Origin of the sequence: Argonema antarcticum A004/B2 (assembly GCF_023333585.1) — a bacterium.
GTDB classification, from domain to species: domain Bacteria; phylum Cyanobacteriota; class Cyanobacteriia; order Cyanobacteriales; family Aerosakkonemataceae; genus Argonema; species Argonema antarcticum.
Window position 1 is genome coordinate 15,210 of the sequence record NZ_JAIQZN010000085.1, and the last position, 15,043, is coordinate 30,252.

Annotated in this window: 17 protein-coding genes; 12 read left to right on the forward strand and 5 right to left on the reverse strand. The window is 44.3% G+C overall.

The genetic code is table 11. The features are described from left to right. Positions 1-57 precede the first annotated feature (57 nt). The 12 genes from LAY57_RS27280 to LAY57_RS27335 all read left to right on the forward strand — a co-directional run bounded on the left by LAY57_RS27280 (position 58) and on the right by LAY57_RS27335 (position 9,292). Positions 58-336, forward strand: a complete 279-nt coding sequence (locus LAY57_RS27280; RefSeq protein ID WP_249070322.1) for a hypothetical protein — start codon at positions 58-60, stop codon at positions 334-336. 27 nt (positions 337-363) lie between these two features. Further along, positions 364-672 carry a hypothetical protein gene (locus LAY57_RS27285; RefSeq protein WP_249070323.1) on the forward strand — a complete coding sequence of 103 codons (309 nt, stop codon included), beginning with the start codon at positions 364-366 and terminating at the stop codon, positions 670-672. Positions 673-724: 52 nt separating this feature from the next. After that, the gene (locus LAY57_RS27290; protein WP_249070324.1) at positions 725-1,159 is read left to right on the forward strand and encodes a helix-turn-helix domain-containing protein; all 435 of its coding nucleotides are present in this window, start codon (positions 725-727) and stop codon (positions 1,157-1,159) included. After that, the gene (locus LAY57_RS27295; RefSeq protein ID WP_249070325.1) at positions 1,146-2,312 is read left to right on the forward strand and encodes a hypothetical protein; all 1,167 of its coding nucleotides are present in this window, start codon (positions 1,146-1,148) and stop codon (positions 2,310-2,312) included. The genes LAY57_RS27290 and LAY57_RS27295 overlap by 14 nt, the downstream gene beginning before the upstream one ends. Positions 2,313-2,630: 318 nt before the next feature. Further along, positions 2,631-4,292, forward strand: a complete 1,662-nt coding sequence (locus LAY57_RS27300; RefSeq protein WP_249070326.1) for a hypothetical protein — start codon at positions 2,631-2,633, stop codon at positions 4,290-4,292. 79 nt (positions 4,293-4,371) lie between these two features. Then, positions 4,372-5,115, forward strand: coding sequence for a hypothetical protein (locus LAY57_RS27305; RefSeq protein WP_249070327.1), 744 nt, complete (start codon positions 4,372-4,374; stop codon positions 5,113-5,115). A 96-nt stretch (positions 5,116-5,211) separates the two neighbouring features. Next, positions 5,212-5,574, forward strand: a complete 363-nt coding sequence (locus LAY57_RS27310) for a hypothetical protein (RefSeq protein WP_249070328.1) — start codon at positions 5,212-5,214, stop codon at positions 5,572-5,574. Positions 5,575-5,627: 53 nt separating this feature from the next. After that, on the forward strand, positions 5,628-5,894 hold the full coding sequence (locus tag LAY57_RS27315) for a hypothetical protein (RefSeq protein ID WP_249070329.1): 267 nt from the start codon (positions 5,628-5,630) through the stop codon (positions 5,892-5,894). A 744-nt stretch (positions 5,895-6,638) separates the two neighbouring features. Beyond that, entirely contained in the window at positions 6,639-7,028 is a 390-nt protein-coding gene (locus LAY57_RS27320) for a hypothetical protein (protein ID WP_249070330.1), read from the forward strand. Between the two features lie 536 nt (positions 7,029-7,564). Further along, positions 7,565-8,059: a hypothetical protein gene (locus tag LAY57_RS27325; protein ID WP_249070331.1), complete on the forward strand. Its 495-nt coding sequence runs from the start codon at positions 7,565-7,567 to the stop codon at positions 8,057-8,059. A gap of 7 nt (positions 8,060-8,066) precedes the next feature. Further along, complete coding sequence (locus LAY57_RS27330) at positions 8,067-8,492, forward strand: hypothetical protein (protein ID WP_249070332.1); 426 nt, start codon at positions 8,067-8,069, stop codon at positions 8,490-8,492. Between the two features lie 5 nt (positions 8,493-8,497). Then, positions 8,498-9,292 (forward strand): hypothetical protein, encoded by a 795-nt coding sequence (locus LAY57_RS27335; RefSeq protein ID WP_249070333.1) that lies wholly within the window; start codon positions 8,498-8,500, stop codon positions 9,290-9,292. Between the two features lie 206 nt (positions 9,293-9,498). On the opposite strand, the gene LAY57_RS27340 is transcribed toward LAY57_RS27335, so the two are convergent. From LAY57_RS27340 to LAY57_RS27360, 5 genes are all read right to left on the reverse strand, one after another. After that, positions 9,499-10,362, reverse strand: a complete 864-nt coding sequence (locus LAY57_RS27340; RefSeq protein ID WP_249070334.1) for a hypothetical protein — start codon at positions 10,360-10,362, stop codon at positions 9,499-9,501. 102 nt (positions 10,363-10,464) lie between these two features. Then, on the reverse strand, positions 10,465-11,244 hold the full coding sequence (locus LAY57_RS27345) for an alpha/beta hydrolase (protein WP_249070335.1): 780 nt from the start codon (positions 11,242-11,244) through the stop codon (positions 10,465-10,467). A gap of 179 nt (positions 11,245-11,423) precedes the next feature. Then, positions 11,424-12,371, reverse strand: a complete 948-nt coding sequence (locus tag LAY57_RS27350; RefSeq protein ID WP_249070336.1) for an RpnC/YadD family protein — start codon at positions 12,369-12,371, stop codon at positions 11,424-11,426. Positions 12,372-12,411: 40 nt separating this feature from the next. Then, the gene (locus LAY57_RS27355; protein WP_249070337.1) at positions 12,412-13,797 is read right to left on the reverse strand and encodes a TIGR03279 family radical SAM protein; all 1,386 of its coding nucleotides are present in this window, start codon (positions 13,795-13,797) and stop codon (positions 12,412-12,414) included. Positions 13,798-13,900: 103 nt separating this feature from the next. Further along, positions 13,901-14,911, reverse strand: coding sequence for an undecaprenyl-diphosphate phosphatase (locus tag LAY57_RS27360; protein WP_275994366.1), 1,011 nt, complete (start codon positions 14,909-14,911; stop codon positions 13,901-13,903). Positions 14,912-15,043: the final 132 nt, after the last annotated feature.

A 15,043-nucleotide genomic window follows, 5' to 3' on the forward strand; every position in this document is an offset into this window, starting at 1 on the left:
AGGGGGCGTCGCAAAACTCGCCCCTGGCTTACCCCTATTTGATGGAGGTATCTACTATTGTCTTACTCAATTTACTTGCAGGATTACTTAGCCACGATGCGATCGGCTGGCTGCCCACAGAAGCTAGCGCGAGAGGCTGCATCCCTACTCGCTAAAGAAGCCTGGCGCGGAAAGATAAAGCGATCGGAAGAAGAACAGGCGATCGTCGCTGCTGCCTGGGAGTATGTGACGAGTGCGATCGCACTTCCAAAATCCAGGGAGAAACCCAGGGAGAAACGGAAATCCCGAAACCCGCTCCTAGCAAGGCATAGGGAGATAGGGAGCAATTTAGGCTAAAAAGTTTTTTTTGGATGATTAACAGCTATGAACAGTCACGACTTGTTTAAACCAGAGCAGATTGCATCAGCCATCAAAAATACCGAAGGCGAATACCGAATCTTGGCGGTAGACGGGAAGGCCGTTTACGCAGAACATTTCGCGCCACCAGTACGTAACTCGGAATCCTCCAACTCCAACGCACTGCTAGTTAGTGCGATCGCGATTTTTGGATTGGGAGCCATAGCCGGCGCTTGGGTTCAAAACAATCAAAACGCCGACACAATCCGCCGACTGACTGCTGAGAATTTAATTCTGGAGTCCAAGATATCCAAAATTCGTGATTTGGTGAAGTGAAATGAGGCTCACTGAAAAGAAATAGACCCGCACTGAGGAGAAATGAGGCGCAATGAAACGCAATGAGGTTATCGAATTACTGGGTATTTCAGACAACACATTTCGGAAGTGGTGCAAGGCACACGACATTCCCACGAACAAGCCCAAATACACAGAGAACGAAGCAGGCAGACTCCAGGACTGCCAAGAAAAAATGGGTGAGGGGATGAAGTGGGATGACTACCTAGCTTCCATAGGTAAAGCACCTCAACAGGGAGTAGCGGCTGGAGTAACCACAAGGTACAGGGATTCAATCAAAGAGTTAGCACCAGCCGTTGCCGCTAACTGGTGGGCGGAACTTGATGCAGCTGTGGCTGATGAAATCCAGAAACAGGCCAAGCAACCGAGTGCCCTGTTTTCCAAGGTTTTAACTGGCTTCTCCCTGGCATTTACGCCCAGCGATGACCCTTACTTAATAGAAGGAGAAATTATTCATGACCCAGAATAATCTCCAACACGCCATCAACCTAAAATATTCCGCTTTCACTGGAAAATTAGCCGGTGGAATAGCCAAGGAAATTCATCAGAGTCTAGATGCCGAGGTTATTCGCCAGTTGGCTGGCATGGCTGAAAAAGATGCTGCAATCACAGCAAACGGCGCAAGATTGGGGGATTACTTACGCCGGTGGCACTGGCGCTCCAAACTGACGATTTTTGCGGTAGCTGGCAGCATCGGAATTAGTATCGCGGCTGCCCTGATTCCTTCCTCTCAATTGCTGCGTGTAGGGCTAGTAGGGAGTTCTGCAACACTTTACGCTTTGGGGAAGGCATCGAAAAAAACATCGGATGAGACTTTGGCGATCGCGTCTGTGATAGCCAGGATGGAGGCAGCGCAATCAGTTTTAGCATTGGCTCAAATGACAAAGCCAATGCCATACCAGCAAACCGTTGCGGCGATAGCATCTGTAGAAAATCCTAAATCCGAAATAGAGGTATTGAATCCAGAGCAAATAATTGAGGAGGCGACAGGAATAGGACTGCTAGGTAATTCCGGGAGTGGAAAAACCTGTATCGCCAAATTGCTAGCTAGTGCAATGGGAGATTGTCAGATTTTGGTTTTAGACCCACATGATGATCCGGAAAAAACCAATTGGAGCGGTCTTCATGTTGTTCGGAGCTACGACTTGATAGTTCAACAACTAGAATTACTACTGACTCTTCTAGACGATCACGATCGGACGCCGCTGGTAATCATTGCTGACGAATGGCCTGCGGTAAGGATGTGGTGTAAGCAGCAGGGCCTGGATATTGCCGATCGCTTTCTGTTGAGGTTCGGGTCGGAGGCTAGAAAATTCGACAAGCTACCCATTTTCTGTAGCCAGAGTGGAAACGTAAAAGCACTGGGTTTGGAGGGGATGGGTGATTTTCTAGAAAACTTTCTCCTAATTAGACTGCACCGGGTAGCGCTGAAGTACGCCAAAAATTTAAGTGACAGAACGGTAGCCCAGCATTGTCAATCGGTGGCTTATCCCTGCCTGGTTGGGGAATTGCCGGTGATTCACCCTACCCACGGGCATCACCAACGTTTCTACAAAGGGGCACCTCCACAGAGGTTAAATCCGCTGCGAAGCTTGCCTCTGTCCATTCCACTTGTTGAATGAGCGACAAACCATAAGAAAAATAACCCGTGCAGAGGCGCTGCGCGGGTTTTGGTTTATGGCGGGTTGAAAGTGTGGTCACCAATTCGGAATTTTCCATAAAGTCGGCAATAGTACATTGATATTATAATTGCAGTTAAAGAAAAAAAAGGAATAGCAATGCCTCAAAACGGGGGTTCCGCAGAGTATACGAACATTATCAGTTCGCTTTCCGACACATCTCTGAAAATCAACGATGTTTCGGAGTTACTGCAATTTCAATTCGGCAAAAAACTTGAAGAATCGGATGTTAGCCAACCCATAGACGAAACAGCGTCGCCCTTGAACGGTTTTTTTATAGCAATGGGAACCACGATGGCCCCAGCATTCCTGAACCCATCATTAATAGACGAGCTTGCGAGTGGTGTTAATGGCCTCAAACAATCACTGAGTGGATTGAAATTAGCTATTCCCAGTATTCGAGCAGGAGGGTTCGGTGGCGTACTATCGTGGGCTCGTGGGGCTGGAGCGGTATTGGGTAAGCTTTCCATTGTCACCACAATCGTAAGCACTATAATTTTTGGAATTCTAGAAGGATACAAACTTATTTCGGACAAGATGACCGAAATAGACATGAAATTCGTAGCACTTGAAGCTGATTTAGGAATATTGCAAGCTTCATATCAGCGAAGCTTAATGAAAATTCAATCCCTGGAAAGCCAAGTTCCACTGATTGAACAAAAAGTAAACTTATTTGAAGCTGGGTTAGTAAATGTGGAGTTTACAGCCAATGAAGCTTTAAGTACAGGCAATGAAGCTTTGAGTACAGCAAACGAGGCGCTAAACGAAGTGAGTAATTTAGAAGAATTAATTAAAGCAAATCACACCGAATCCTTGCAAAAGTTCCAGACAGCAGAAGAATTTCAGAGTACTAACTTTGGGGATATCGCAGATAATTTTACAAAATCTTTCACTTGGCAAGAAAACAATGGTGCTGCCCCTACGGCGACATTAACTAGAGCGGGGATAGAAAGGACAGATGGAATGCTTTTCAAGGCTCACAAGCAAATATTCACAGCTACAGAAGGATACCCTAGTATTGCCGAGGGCGATGCTGATTATTACGCAGAAATAGCCAATGGCACCGCGATAATTGCCGGGACATTAGGATACTCGGCATGGAAGAATCGTACCGCTATTCAAGGAAGTATCGAAGCAGCAAAAAGTGTTATTAACGGCGGGATGAACGAAATAAAAAATCAGGGCAAGAAAGTAGGGGCTCTTGTTAACCTGGGGCAAATATTGCAAGTGGTAACTTTAATAACCACTGTCCATAATGCTTTGATTTTAAGTCGAGATATCGGACAAACCCTCTTTAGTGTAGTCGATAACGGGCTTAATGCCGCACTTAATGCTTTAGGGATTAAAGATGTTGACGATGAAGGCGTCAACACCGACAAAGCTTTGAAAGACTTCATAAACTCTGTAGGAGCATCCATTTTTGGAGTTCGCACTTGGACACAAGTTCAGGCTTCTTGGGCTGCTGCAAACCGCATAACCGCCTCGGCGAATACCTTGCTATGGAGCGTAAGGGATTTGGCAGATACCACATCTTCTATGGCTGAAATGGCAGCCGAAAATAGTGGAAAGATAGGTAATTTATTGCGTCGTAGCGGGGTAACTCAAGATGTGGGTCGCTGGTTCCCGGAAAATTATAGTCGTGAAACTGTTTTTCAACAAAAGATGAGAGAATCCTTGGAAAATACGCAGAATATTGCTGAAGCTTTTGAAAATATAACTAGCAATGTGCTACAAACGCAGCAAACCATAAAAGAAATAAAAGACAATAACGATGCTTTTATGAAAACACTGGAAACAGAAACGCCGAAGATAAGGGTTGACAATAAGCCGGTGAAAGACGCTAGCATCGCCGCTAAAGCCGCTTCTCAGGGGCCAGATATTACTGAAGTCGATACCAAACCTAGTAGTCTTCAAGAAGAATAACTATCTTATGACACTACCCACTAATTTCGACGATTGGGAACACCTCAAAAAACAAATTAAGCTTTTACACAATGCGAGAGTGCTTAAATGGTTCAAGGAACACCCTGACGATGATATTCTTACCGGCCCTGCAAGCGTTAAAACCGCTTGCAAAATCAAAGATTCCGATAGCGCCCCGATTATCGGAAATAGAATCCTTTTATTCCAGATGTACGTAGGCAACGCTAAGGCAATGCAAGCGCCTCTGTATGGATTACCTGTGTCTAAATTCAAGTCCGAGGCCGTGGCATATCAACCACAAATTCTATTAAAATTCGTAGCCTACGATTCGGAGGATGAGCCCAATCATGAGAAAGGAATATTAGATACCCAAATAAGTTTTAGGCTCAAGTGGAGCGAATCGGAAGTTACAGAATCCAGAATAAAATCTGTAGCTAATAATATATATTCTATTTTCGCCACACCCCTCTACAAGTGGAAAAAGGGAGTGGAGATTTTCAGTTACAGAGACATAAAGAATGGGTATGAATTAAGGATATATTGCTATTCACAAGCAGAAGGGGAACAAGTGTGTAAGCAAGTATTGAAAATACAAAACCACACCTTCAACCCTGATTTTGTAAATGAGTCTAAGTCGAGGAAAAGTTTCCCTGCGAACCCAGGAACTAGGTTTGTGTTGGGCGAAACCAAGAAAAAGATTAGGCAGCGCCCCATAGGAACAGTCCGGTTTCATTACGCCCAATTCGACTGGGCTGAACTGAGCGAGCCTATTTTGCTAGTGGGGGCACCCTATATAGGGGGCGATCCTGTGGTGCTGATTTAGAATTGTATTCCGATTTCCGGAAACCTATAGGTTTCCCGGGAATTACAGGTAGCCTAGAACATCGATTAAGCTAAAAACAGGTTTAGCGGAGGCATTATGCCAGTAAAGAAAGAGGGAAGGTTCGATCTTGGGAATAACAAGCTTGCCTCAGTCAAAATTGTAGAAAGCAATTATACGGCATTAAAAGCCACACTAGGATTAGATATCGTTGATGCGGGAGCTGCGGTTCCTGACGGAAAAGCTGAGGTAGCCAACAATAAGGGAGAGGCTATTGCAGTCGGCTGCTTTCCGATCGCCGTTTATTACAAAGCCGCAGTCGGGGGGAAAATGCGTAGAGGTATTGTCTTGTGCGCCCCATCCAAGGCTGATACAGCAATCAAGGAATTGATAGGCAAGTCATTCAATGGCAAGACTATTGTGCGGGCTATGCCTCCTCGGAGAGTAAAATACGTAGTCTAATTATGTGTTTGAGCCTGCAATTACTGTACTTTATTCGTTTAATTTGAGGGAAAATGGCCAAAGGATTTGTAGTAGCAGAAATCGAAGAATCGACAGGAACACCGACCGGCTTTTGGAACGGGTCAGTTTTCGTCGAATTAGAAAGTGCAGTATTTTACTCAAATAAACCAGATAGTAAATACGCCTTTGGATACGCGCAGTCCGGATACCCAGAAAAAGATGTCTCAATTTTACCTGCAACGCTTGAACTTCGCCTAGAGCAGGAGATACTAAAGCAATCTCCGTTACAAACAACTGTGCGAGTTAATGCTGCCGAATAGTTGGAATGAGATAGGGATTTTTGTTGCCACTACAAACTCAGTACCTGAGAGGACAATAAATATCCCGCATCTTTTCACTTCCTCTTACCTCATAGTTAAAGCTACTCCTTTGCAAGATTTCTATTCATGTGGTTGGCTTAATCTTCTGTGGGACATTCCTTTACTAGGAATGTCTCCAACTGGAGTTAGAGGTAGAGTTTGCAAAGGAGAAAATCTTTTTTACTTTGATAATTTGCCTGAGAATAGTTACCGCGTCCAACTTACTTGCAAGTTTTGGACTTATGGTTGCCAGTTCGCGATCTGGGAAGGAGAGTAAGCCATAACTCGAAAAGTCCTCAAAAATTTGCTGAAGATAAGTTAGTTTAGTTTTTTTTGCAATTAAGACAGGTTGAGTATGTGGGTATCCCAGGAAAGGCAAGCAGAAAAGGTGTTGGAGAAAAAGAAGCTGAGCCCAGAAACACCCCTTTATATTGCAAACTGACAAAAAGTAAGCTGAATTCCTTGCGCTCGATTTCAAAGGCAAAGGAAATTACTTTGACTGACGCAATTTCGGAAGCGACAGGTGATTGGATAGCTAAAAACGCCGAATATCTTACCCAGTAGAGGCTTTAACCCCCTGTGATCGGGTAACGGTATATTAAGTGAGATATGGGGCTAATTATGAAGTGTTGATATTAATTTGCATAACTTTCTCGAAGTAAAAGTTTATTGTCGTAAGCTTTATTTAGAGCGAACATTAAGCAAATGTTAAACACAAGAGATTATATCGCAGTTCCTTCCGCACCCTTTCCTGTACAAGATGCTCACAGCCCTTATACGAGCGGTGGTATATTGGACATTGTTTTTTCTATCGGCTTGATTGCGGCAGCTTATTTGATTTCGGATTTAAGAAGCAAAAAAGCCCGGAAAGACGCTGAATCAATTTTGATTCAAGAACTTTCCGAACAAAATGCGCTCTTGCAAAAAGAAATTATTTCGTGTAAAGCCGAGAATCGCAAGGCAATCAATGAAATAAGAATTCTCAGGCAAACCCTAGATTATTCCGGAGGGATTTATGAAGACCACACCAAAACTGATTTTTACGATGCAATTGAAGAAAGAAAGCAGATTAATAAGCGGGAACCTGGCGCTTGATTACGGAGACAAAAATATTATCAATTACTTGGCAACTAGCGGTATCCCTGGTCGGCAAACAAAAGATTGGATATGGAAGCAAGGAGGTGGGGGGCCTATTCCAGAGGGTGATTATTGGATTCCAACAATCGGATATTTTTCGGCAACACCTGGAATCCAGGGAATGTTCTTTCATATCCAGCCCGATCCGATTTCCCCTCTTGGTAAAAGGAGCGAATTGGGCATACACTGGGATGCTAGAAACCCAGGCACTATGGGATGTATCGGAATTTTAAGACAACCTTCCTTTGAGCGACTGTGCGATAGATTAGAAGAGATTCACGATTCGGGGGATGATACAATTCCCTTGCTGGTAAGGTATTAACATGAGTTTTACGATAGGGCAACTATTATTTGAGGATTCAAAGGTAGGAGCCCCTATCGAGTCATTTGATTTTTTTTTGGATAAGCCGAACATAGCAATCCAGCTAAATTCTAGCCATAGTGGCTACGCGGGTGGATTCCTTACTTTCAAAACGCAGCAATCGATTGGGGAATTGATAATACTTGAAGTGGTCGCCGTTTTGGGCCGATCGCAATTGATTCAAGTTCCACTAACAGAGCCTTACAACTTGCTAATTTCTGCACCTGCTTGGCTACCGGATCTAAACATCAAAATTTGGGAAGTAATAAACGTGCCTCAGTATCCTATCTTTCCTGTTTCTACAAGTCGGACTTCCATTCCTCAAACACCCTCTACAGTCACCGCCAGCATCACCGCCGTGCAAATAGCTGCGGCTAGACCTGGCAGGAATAGATTGACTGTTTACAACAATTCTAATGCCCATATATATATCAGATATGCTGCTACAGGCGCGGGGACTTCGGCAACAGCATCAGCAGGCGGCTACGACGATTTGGTAGCCGCTGGAAATGTTTTTGAATATCCAAATATTGATTTTCCAGAAACAGCTATAAATGCTATATGGGTTGTTCCTGGGGGAGGTGCAATATCTGGTAGCGCCACGATTTCGGAAGGAATTAGAGGGTGAGGTGAGTATGCCTCAGCGCTCCATCTTCGGTGATAATCCTCAACCCGTCAATGGCAAAGGCTCTTTTTCCAGTATGGCGCTAAACATTTCCTGCACTATTGGTGCAATGGGTAGTTTCATTCATTCCTCTGAAACTCTGAAATTGGCTTTTTTTTACAAAATACAAGCTAGTCATGCCATGAGAATAAGAGGTTACAGTTCAATGCTTGCTCTCAACGCAGACAAACCGCGACCAAGTTACCAAAAGCCAAGGGTGTGGGGATACAATAATCACGGGTGTATATTTGATGTAATTATTGGGGGGAATGGTTCGCCCTTGGCATTGAATTTTGCCCCGATTCCTGTATTTGCCGGTGATTCTTTCAGTCTCTTGATTGACAACTTACTCGCCGCCAGCATCACAGGGGGCTGCGATTTGTATTACTTAGGTTAACATCCATGCCTGTAGCTTTTAGCCAAGAAACAATTACTCAACAGTGGTCGGCAGCTTTATTAAGGGCATCGCTCACAACAAAGCTAGTTGCCCTCGGCTTCTCTCAAGAGGCTGGCACATCTGGAAACGAACTGCATTTTTCGATCGACGCGCCTCTTACTTCAGCACCGAAGGATAGGGCTTACATACGCATAATCGTTGACCAATCAAGTGCAACGAATATCAAAGTCCAAGCATGGGGTGGAGATGGTTATTCTGCTAATTCTCTCCAAAACCAATGGCCGATATTTGCTGATGCTATAGGCAATCCCGTCAACATAGGATATGGCTCTAACGAGAATTTTCCTGTGAAAATCTGCACCTTCAAATCCAATGAGATAGCTTTAGTGTCAGGCATCAAAGCGGACAATAATGTCGGAGCATTCAACATAGGCTTTTTCTTCCCCGCAACAAAAGCGGATTGGTGGGATAATAATGCGGTTTTTGCATTCACACCCAACGACGGTAGTTGCTATAAATTCAGATCGCCCGCAATAGTTCCCTACCATGTCACTTACTCGGATATCAATGTTGGTTCCGACCAAGGAGCGAGCAATGTTAATGTAGGAGGAAGTAGAGATTTAGAGAAAAGGTTAAAATTGAATCAAACTGTAGGAAACAGAAACATTATTGGACAAACGAGTGCAGACTTTGGATTGTTAGGTGCAGGTAATCTGCCTCCGTTGAACCAAAGTCAGATTGACGGAGAATTTTGGGTGAATCTTAACAGTAATTGCTCTGTGTCATTAAGGATTGCATGAATATCATAAATGGAGATGTAAAAATACGTTCAAAAACTTTAACCAGTCAAAGTACTCCAGTTGAGATTCCAAACACCAAATGGGATACATGGGATGTAAGGGTTTTTTGGGGTAAGCCTTTGATCAACACGAGCGCTTATCCGCCTAGTTATCAGCCAATTACCAAGTTTTTAATTCCACACGGTCAGATTTGGCCCTAGTCTGATCTAGGGAAATCTTCTTAATAAATTTATAGACAAATCTAACCCCTCATTTGCTCTCCTGTTTTGGGCGATGTAGTTTTGATATTCAGCAAAAGTCATACAAAAATATTCGTCACTGCTATCTACGCCAATTTTAACATCACACGGTGGTGGTGCATTCGGGAAACTGGGTGGATCGGGGGATAGTGGAAACGGGTCAGGAAATATTACTGGTTCTTCTGTAATTCTATATATATTAAATGCTGCACAAGCGACTTCACATTCGTTCCCTTTAAGATCAAACCACCAAGAATATTCTATTGAATAGTGGTAAGCGATTAAAGTTATTCCACTTGCTCCGTAATTATTTAATCTATTTACAGGCGCTCTTACCAAGCTTGCGTAAGGGACGGAAATTCCCGCGTTATCTAGTAAGTCAAAATAATAACTAGTTTTACTATAGTGATTAATTTGAGGTATCCCGTTACCTGCTGCACCTGTTATCGAATTAGTGCTAGGGGTAGCTTTTAGTGTGTACCCAGCGGGAAGATAAAGCTCTGCCAGGATTTGATTGGTATTGGTAATTTCATTACTTCCACCCCTAGTGCCAGTAATGCTAGGGTCTGGATTAATTACCCTTGCTCCACCTGTTCGGCTATTCCCAATAAATCGGATAAATTTACCATTTTCATTTCCTTGCCATAAAAGGCTTGTGGGCAATGGAATATTTAATGCTTCAAGATACTTGTCGGATGCCTCAGCCATCTGGCTTTCCGAGATGCCTTTGTCATCCCCAAGAGGTTCAGGAGCGGGCCAATTAAAAATATCAGGGGCGGTGATACGGAAAGGCATATAGACAAATATTATTAGTATTTGAATTTTACCCACAAAATAAATAGCCTGAATTAGACAATTGACTAATTCAGACGCCCTCTTAATCTGGTGGTTCGGGGTTCGAGCCCCCGGTCGCCCATTTAATTTAGCGGTAACCTAAAAAAAGCTGGTATTTGCTTGTGTTGCAAGCAACCAAGTCATCAGATCGGGTAGTTGTTTTTGCCAAGAAGTTTCGTGGTGGATCTCCCCTTCTGCTAGTACAAAATGCAACTCAGAATCGGTGTAACCAAGCTGTTTTAAACGATTGTAAAAGTCTTGGGTAATTGGTACATAATCCAACCCGACTCCGTAGAAGGAATATTGCTCTTTGCTACCGACGTACAGCAGTATTTTAGACCCGAAGCGCGTGTGCCTATCCCAGTAATAAAACATTTGGCCGCCCGCTAACATCAGGGCTGGAGAAATCCCGCCAATTCGCCCAAAAATTTGGGGATAGGTTTTGCCTAAATATAGGGAAAATAATCCGCCCATACTAGATCCCATAACTGCGGTATTTTCGGTTTCTGGGAAGGTGCGGTAAGTGCGATCGATGTAAGGCTTTAAGTGATTAATCAAAAACTCTGCTGTTAAATGACCGCGACCGCCTATCCAAGGGGAATATTCTTCGATGCGGTTTGGTAAGTGGTCGATACCAACAATAATCCAAGGTTGGATAGTGAGTTCAGATACCAAGCGTTCTAGTGTGGTGTTGGCGCACCAAGTATCGTATATAGCCGATTCGGGGTGAGAAAAGATATTCTGTCCGTCGAACATATACAGCACTGGAAAGCGCCTGTCAGGTTGCCGATCGTAGGCGTCTGGGGTAAAGATGCGAAGGGTGCGATTAACTTGTTCTGCAAATGAGTAAAAGTCGCGAATGATATGGATGTGGCCCATTGTTTTTGTATTTAAGTACGTTGCTAAACCATGAGCAACGTTTGCTTACATTGGCTATTGTAGGGAACGGGCGGATCTCTACAGCAGGCTATCTTTGGGAAGGTACTCCGATGGGCCTTTAGCTGGGGAGGTGGGATGCGATCGGTCCCACCCAGTAAGTTGTAAATTCATCAATCTATTTATCTATAGATTTGACGCATTTCATCCAGATCGTTCACCGTTTTAATTGCTGACTGAATAGCCTCTAATCGAGCTATATCTTCAATTTGGCGAATTTCTGGCATAAGTTGTAACCCTTGGATGCCGAATTTCAGTTCTAAGCCCAAGGCAATACCGGAAAGCAGTCCTTGCTGCATACCTTGCTGCATACCTTGCTGCATACCTTGCTGCATACCTTGCTGCATACCTTGCTGCATACCTTGCTGCATACCCTGCTGCATACCCTGCTGCATACCCTGCTGCATACCCTGCTGCAAAATTTCTTGATACCAGGGAGATTCCCGTAAAACTGCCATATCCCACCTCATGATTTGCTGAACTAGAGGAGTTTCTAATACGAAGCTAGCAAAAAAGGCAAGTAGGGGTTCCAAATCGTTTAATTGTCGATCGGTTCGCAAAACCTGCAAAGCTTGTCGGACTGCGGACTCCTCACCACCTCCCTTGAGTACGGGTACAAAGGGGATCAGAGAGGGAAGGGGTTGCTCAAAGGCTATTTCGGCGTCTACTTCCCAGAGGTTAATTACATGATAGTCTTGACGGGCGATTAAGCCTCTGAATTCGGACTCGTAGCGGGTGGGAATTACTACTGAAGGTTGTGGCGGTAGAATATTAATCAGTACCGGATAAGTTGGCTTATTGTAACGTTCTTCTGCCAGTGCTGCGTATGCTCGCATTCGCTGGGGCATTTGAGGTTTGTAGCGTAACTGTAACTCGTTGAGTACGAGAAATTCTCCATCTTCAGGGGTGTAGACGCTTACAAGTACATCACTTTCGCGGCTTACCCACTGGAATTCGGAGGTGATGATATCTCGCACTTGGACGTTGGGAATTTGGGTTACCCATTGTACCCAACGATCGGGTGCCAGACTAATCAAGCGCTTGGTGCCGATATCTGCTGGTTTAGGCATAAAATATGGGATTTGTTTTCAATATGGCGATAATTTGCCTTTACAGAAGTTTATATCCAACCTGCATACAACCCTCAATCAATCCTTCAACACCCGACACCGGAAAAATCCTCGTTCCCAACTTATCCGCAACTTCGTCAACTGTCATATCATCCAAAAACCGAGTCTCTCCATGTTTCAACATCAAAGCTGGCAATAAAATCCCATCCCCTAAATCTTTTCCTTGTAAATTTTCCAACAAATCCTGACCTGTCAACAAACCTGTAACGCTAATACTTTGTCCCCAATATCGACTGGGAAAAGCTGCCATATTTACCTGCAATCCTTTCACTTGATTGAGTCGTTGGAGGATTGGCTGAAATGCTAACTCAACTGCATTCCCCACTACCCAAGTAAATGTTCGCGGTGGGGAAACTTGGGGAGGTAAATGTTTGGCGGATTCCTCAAACTTTTTCAGGAATAGGCGAATCGAACCGACACCATTATCTATTTGCGGATAATCTTCATAGTGGGATTCTGGTGGCAATTCCTGTCTAGAAATTAAAAACCATTCATCGGCTAACCAAACACACTGGGATTTTGGATTTTGGATTTTGGATTTTGGATTTGAGGATTTCTTGCCTTTTGCCACAAATAATGCTTGAAGTTCCTGCACTTGGGCAATTACTTCCTGGGCTTTTTCGGGTGTTACTGGCGTCAATTCATCTTCTGCTGGGCGAAAGCGCGTCAAACCCACGGGAACTACTGCGACAGAAGCTACAGCAGGAATATCGCCTGTGTGGAATTTTGCTAAATCAAGCAAAGTTTGCTCTAAGTGAATGCCATCATTAATGCCGGGACAAACAACGACTTGGGCGTGAATTTGCAGACGCCGCTGTTTAAACCATTTCAGATGTTCTAAAATTTGTCCGGCGCGAGGATTTTTCAGGAGGCGAATTCGCACTTCTGGTTCTGTGGCGTGAACAGATACGTAGAGGGGAGATAGCCGCATCTGTTCTATGCGATCCCATTCTTTTTGGGTAAGGTTGGTTAGGGTTAAGTAGGAGCCATATAGGAAGCTGAGTCGATAGTCATCATCTTTAAGATAAAGAGATTTTCGTTTGCCTGGTGGCTGTTGATCGATGAAGCAGAAGGGACAGCGGTTATTGCACTGGATTAAGCCATCGAATAAGGCTGTGTCGAATTCTAATCCTAAGTCTTCATCGTAGTCTTTCTCAATTTCAACGCGATGATTGTTGCCTTTGGTGTCTATAACTTCTAGTTCCAGAAATTCATCGGCGCACAAAAATTTGTAGTCGATCAGGTCGCGGGGCCGATCGCCGTTGATGGAAACTATGCGATCGCCTATTTCAAATCCAATTTCTGCGGCGATGGAATCTGGCAGAACTTTGGTAATTAATGCTGGAAGAATCGAAGTTTCGCTCATTGGTAATTGTTCGTTGTCTGTTGTCAATTGTCAGTGGTCAATAGTCAGTTGTTTCTCTACTAACTACTGACTATTGACCACTGACTGCTGACCGATGACCCTATTAGCTATTTTGCAGTACTCCTGCGCCGATCGCACCCAAAATTGCTATACCGAATGCCAATCTATACAAAATAAATACCAAAGTACTCTGTGTTTGCAGGAAACGCAGCAACCATGCGATCGCTATATATGAAAAAATTGCGGCTGAGATAATGCCGACTGCGACGGGAATCAGTCCCGCATCACCTAACCCTTGCTTTAAAACATCTTTTAGCTCTACCAACCCAGCCAAGGTAATTGCTGGGATGCCTAATAAAAAGGAAAAACGCGCCGCCGTTGCTCGTTCTAAACCCATAAATAGTCCAGCTGTCAGCGTTGAACCGGAGCGAGAAACGCCGGGGATTAATGCCATTGCTTGCGCTAAACCCATCAATACTCCATCTCTAACGCCCAGGGTGTCAAAGTCGCGCTTCAGCGTCCCCAGTCGTTCTGCTACCCCCAGCAACAGGGACATGACAATAGAGGCTAGAGCGATCGCTCCTAAACTCCGCAGGGGTGAGTTATCAAAGTCGGGTATCAGGATTTTAATTAACAACCCGAAGAAAACGATCGGTATCGTTCCCAAGAGAATTCCCAGCCCCATTTGGAAATCTTGGGAATTGTAATCTTTTCGGACGATCGCTTCTATACCACCTACAGTAATATTTGTCAAGTCACGCCAAAAGTACCACAGCACAGCGGCAATACTACCCAGCTGAATCACAGCGGTAAAAGCGACACCGGGATCGCCCCACCCCAAGACTACCGGCACCACTTTAAGATGCGCCGTGCTGCTGATCGGCAAGAACTCGGTTAAGCCTTGCACCATACCTAGAATGATGGCTTGAAATATATTTACCTGAGCAACCGATCGCGTCGCAACTGACTCAGCGGTTGTAGCCACTGACAGATGTGTGCCCAGAGCATTTAAAAATAGAGCTAAAAGAGCGCTGGTAGAACTGGTGCTAGCCAGCGTGAAAAGTTGATTTTTCGATAAACCCATGTTGTCCTCTAAGCACACGCGATCGAGCATAGCTTATCTGGCGACTGGTAGTGGGTAGGGGCTAGAAAAGTCAAAAGTCACTCATTCAAAAGTCAAAAAATAATTAATTACAACTGACCACTGACCACTGACCACTGACCACTGACCACTGACCACTGACCA

Coding starts and splice junctions, on each gene's coding strand:
- LAY57_RS27360 (WP_275994366.1), bottom strand. CDS start 14,911: ATGCTCGATCGCGTGTGCTTAGAGGACAACATGGGTTTATCGAAAAAT.
- LAY57_RS27310 (WP_249070328.1), top strand. CDS start 5,212: ATGCCAGTAAAGAAAGAGGGAAGGTTCGATCTTGGGAATAACAAGCTT.
- LAY57_RS27355 (WP_249070337.1), bottom strand. CDS start 13,797: ATGAGCGAAACTTCGATTCTTCCAGCATTAATTACCAAAGTTCTGCCA.
- LAY57_RS27350 (WP_249070336.1), bottom strand. CDS start 12,371: ATGCCTAAACCAGCAGATATCGGCACCAAGCGCTTGATTAGTCTGGCA.
- LAY57_RS27315 (WP_249070329.1), top strand. CDS start 5,628: ATGGCCAAAGGATTTGTAGTAGCAGAAATCGAAGAATCGACAGGAACA.
- LAY57_RS27285 (WP_249070323.1), top strand. CDS start 364: ATGAACAGTCACGACTTGTTTAAACCAGAGCAGATTGCATCAGCCATC.
- LAY57_RS27335 (WP_249070333.1), top strand. CDS start 8,498: ATGCCTGTAGCTTTTAGCCAAGAAACAATTACTCAACAGTGGTCGGCA.
- LAY57_RS27290 (WP_249070324.1), top strand. CDS start 725: ATGAAACGCAATGAGGTTATCGAATTACTGGGTATTTCAGACAACACA.
- LAY57_RS27330 (WP_249070332.1), top strand. CDS start 8,067: ATGCCTCAGCGCTCCATCTTCGGTGATAATCCTCAACCCGTCAATGGC.
- LAY57_RS27295 (WP_249070325.1), top strand. CDS start 1,146: ATGACCCAGAATAATCTCCAACACGCCATCAACCTAAAATATTCCGCT.
- LAY57_RS27345 (WP_249070335.1), bottom strand. CDS start 11,244: ATGGGCCACATCCATATCATTCGCGACTTTTACTCATTTGCAGAACAA.
- LAY57_RS27320 (WP_249070330.1), top strand. CDS start 6,639: ATGTTAAACACAAGAGATTATATCGCAGTTCCTTCCGCACCCTTTCCT.